General features: G+C 73.3%; 3 protein-coding genes. 2 read left to right on the top strand and 1 reads right to left on the bottom strand.

The features are described from left to right. A partial coding sequence (pruA, locus tag H5J29_RS26300; RefSeq protein WP_181783700.1) for an L-glutamate gamma-semialdehyde dehydrogenase occupies window positions 1–1,298 on the top strand: 1,298 nt, incomplete at its 5' end. A 49-nt stretch (window positions 1,299–1,347) separates the two neighbouring features. Here the strand turns inward: pruA and H5J29_RS26295 are convergent. Beyond that, window positions 1,348–2,430, bottom strand: a complete 1,083-nt coding sequence (locus tag H5J29_RS26295) for an alpha/beta hydrolase (RefSeq protein ID WP_181783699.1) — start codon at window positions 2,428–2,430, stop codon at window positions 1,348–1,350. A gap of 117 nt (window positions 2,431–2,547) precedes the next feature. Here H5J29_RS26295 and H5J29_RS26290 point away from each other — a divergent pair, with 117 nt between their 5' ends. After that, window positions 2,548–3,150, top strand: coding sequence for a QsdR family transcriptional regulator (locus H5J29_RS26290; RefSeq protein ID WP_181783698.1), 603 nt, complete (start codon window positions 2,548–2,550; stop codon window positions 3,148–3,150). The last annotated feature ends 147 nt before the right edge of the window (window positions 3,151–3,297 follow it).

Genomic DNA, 3,297 nt, shown 5'->3' with positions numbered 1-3,297 from the left:
GCGCCGCGGACCTGCTGGCCGGGCCGTGGCGGGACCGGGTGAACGCCGCCACCATGCTCGGGCAGTCCAAGTCCGTGCAGCAGGCCGAGATCGACGCCGCCTGCGAGCTGATCGACTTCCTCCGGTTCAACGTCCACTACGCCCGCCGGGTGATCGCCGAGCAGCCCCGCAGCGTGCCCGGCGAGTGGAACCGGATGGACTGGCGCCCGCTCGACGGGTTCGTCGTGGCGATCACCCCGTTCAACTTCACCGCCATCGCGGGCAACCTGCCCACGGTCCCCGCGCTGATGGGGAACACCGTCGTCTGGAAGCCCACGCCCACCCAGCAGCTCGCCGCGCAGGACACGATGGAGCTGCTGGAGGCGGCGGGCCTGCCGCCCGGGGTGATCAACCTGGTGACCGGCGACGGGCTCGCGGTCTCCCGGGTCGCCCTCACCGACCCGGACTTCGCGGGCCTGCACTTCACCGGCTCCACGGCGACCTTCAAGACGTTGTGGCGCACCATCGGCGACAACCTCGACCGCTACCGCTCCTACCCCCGGATCGTCGGCGAGACGGGCGGGAAGGACTTCGTGGTCGTGCACCCGTCGGCCGATCCCGCGCCGCTCACCACGGCGCTGGTCCGCGGGGCGTTCGAGTACCAGGGCCAGAAGTGTTCGGCGGCGTCGCGGGCCTACGTGCCCCGGTCGCTCTGGCCCGCCCTGCGCGACGAGCTGGCCGCGGTGACCTCGTCGCTGACCTACGGCGACGTCGCCGACCTGCGGAACTTCGGCGGCGCGGTGATCGACGAGCGGGCGTTCGGGCGGCTCCGGACGGCGCTGGACCGGGCGAAGAACACCCCGTCGCTGGAGGTCCTGGCGGGCGGCGGCGCCTCGGACGAGGAGGGCTGGTTCGTCGAGCCGACGGTGCTGGTGGGCACCGATCCCACCGACGAGGTGTTCGGCACCGAGTACTTCGGCCCGGTGCTGGCCGTGCACGTCTACGACGACCCGTGGGAGGACGTGCTCGGCCTGGTCGACCGCACCAGCCCGTACGCCCTGACCGGCGCGGTGTTCGCCACCGACCGGACCGCCGTCGAGACGGCCCACCGGGTGCTGCGGCACGCGGCGGGCAACTTCTACGTCAACGACCGGCCCACCGGGTCGATCGTCTCCCGCCAGCCCTTCGGCGGCAGCCGCGCGTCGGGGACCAACGACAAGGCGGGCTCGATGCTCAACGTCCAGCGCTGGACCAGCCCGAGAGCGATCAAGGAGACCCTCGTCGCCCCCCTCGACCACACCTACCCCCACATGCACTGAGCGAACGGCACTCTCGCTCATACCTAGTGAGCGAGAGTGCCGCTCGCTCCTAGGCCAGGGAGCGGGCGAAGCCGACGACGTCCCGGACGGCCTGGGCGTAGACGTCCGGCATGGCCTCGCGGAAGAGGATCTCGCCGACGTGGCAGAGGCCGAGGTTGACCTTCCCGATCGACCGGACCCCCGCCGCCAGCAGCAGGCGGTGGTAGGCCAGGCCCTCGTCCCGCAGCGGGTCGAGCTCGTTGGCGGAGATGACGTGCGGCGGGAGGCCGCTGACGTCCGGCACGCCCGCCCTGGCGGGCCAGCACGTGGGGTCGTCGCCGTTGCGGCCCTCCGGGTCGTAGACCTCGGCGAGCAGCGGGAACAGCGCCTTGTCGAGCCAGTACTTGTCGTTCTCCCACAGCGAGTGCAGCTCGGCGGGCGGCTCGTCCCAGCTGCCCAGGATGTACGGGCACTGCGCGTAGACGCCCGCGATCTCGTCCACCCAGCCCTCGCGGCGGGCCTTGATCGGCAGCGCCAGCGCCAGGTTGCCGCCGCCCGAGTCCCCGGTCACGACGATGTGGGTCCCGCCCAGCTCCGCGAGGTGCGCGTGGACCCAGCGCAGGCCGGCCGCACAGTCGTCGAGCCCGGCCGGGAAGGGGTGCGGACCCAGGACCCCGCCGCCGTTGCGGTACTCCACCCCGACGACGACCGCACCCTCGGCGGCGAGCTCGTCCCGCCAGTGCGCGTATGCCCGCCCGGACCCGGCGAGCATGACCATCCCACCGCCGTGCACCTGGTAGACCAGCGGCAGCGGGCCCTCGACACCCTGCGGCCGGTGGAGGTACAGCGTGATGTCGTGCCCGCCGTCGCCGCTGATCGTCCGGGTCTCCCGCTCGACGCCCTCGACCGGTGCCCACCCCTCCGAGAGCACGGTGAACAGGCCCTCGAAGCCCACCTCGGTGGCCTCCACGAACTCCAGCAGCGCCTCGCGCCCGGAGTCGGGGGTCACCGGCGCGGCCGCGGGGTGGTCCAGCGCACCCAGCGCGCCGAAGACCGCGACCATGCGGGGGTCGGCGCGGGGGTCGGTGCCGAGGGTCTGGGCCGGGTCGCCGATCCGGCCCGCAGGCACGTGGCGGATGTCCGTGCTGGTCATGGCTCTCCTCGTCGAGAGTTGCGCGACGACGGAGAAAGTCGTCGCGGCGATGCGACAGAACGCGGAAACGTCGCGTAGCATGACCCAGCTCACAGCCCACCGTCAACGGGATGGACCATGACGACGCCGCTGCAGCGCAGGCTCGCCGGGGACAGCAGGCCGGACCCGATGACCGCCTTCCGCGTGGCCCGCGCGGCGTTCCAGGCCGGGCAGCGCGTCGACATGCGCGGGCTGGCCGGGGAGCTCGGGGTGAACCGGGCGACGCTGTACCGCTGGGTCGGGTCGCGCGAGGAGCTGCTCAGCGAGATCGTCTGGTCGCTCTGCGCCCGCACCCTGCGGCTCTCGGCGGACCGGGCCCGCGAGCGCGCGGAGGTCGATCCCGAGCAGCCGTCGGAGCTCGCCGTCCGGCTCACGCTGTTCGTCGAGGACACCCTCGGCCATCCCGGGATGCGCCGGTTCCTCGCCGAGGAGGGCGAGTTCGCGATGCGGCTGCTCACGCTGTCCTCGGGCGGTTTCCAGAGGCGGCTCGTCGCCCTGGTGGACGAGCTGGCGGCCGAGGCGACCGCCGCCGGCGGACTGCACAGCCCGCTCCCCCGGCCGGACCTCGCCTACACCGTCGTGCGGGTGGTCGAGTCCTTCGTGTACCTCAAGGTCATCACCGGCGAGGAGCCCGACGCCGCCCGTGCGGGCCGGGTCCTGCGCGCCCTGCTCCCCCGCTGAGCCGGGAGCGACAAGGCGATCCCAAGGACCCGCCAAGCCCGGCCCGACACGGTGGCCCCATGACCACCCTGCCCTCCCCCACCACCCCGCTCGCGGCCCTCGCCGCCGTCCTGCGCGGCAGGCTCCTGCTCCCCGGCGACCCCGGGT

The sequence above is a fragment of the Pseudonocardia pini genome (genome assembly GCF_013870575.1).
Classification (GTDB): Bacteria; Actinomycetota; Actinomycetes; order Mycobacteriales; family Pseudonocardiaceae; genus Pseudonocardia; species Pseudonocardia pini.
Note: the sequence above shows the minus strand (reverse complement) of the source record. Positions and strands in the feature narration are given on the sequence as shown.

What these genes read in the sequence shown, in the direction of transcription:
- H5J29_RS26295 (WP_181783699.1), bottom strand. Translation starts at nt 2,430, where the DNA reads ATGACCAGCACGGACATCCGCCACGTGCCTGCGGGCCGGATCGGCGAC.
- H5J29_RS26290 (WP_181783698.1), top strand. Translation starts at nt 2,548, where the DNA reads ATGACGACGCCGCTGCAGCGCAGGCTCGCCGGGGACAGCAGGCCGGAC.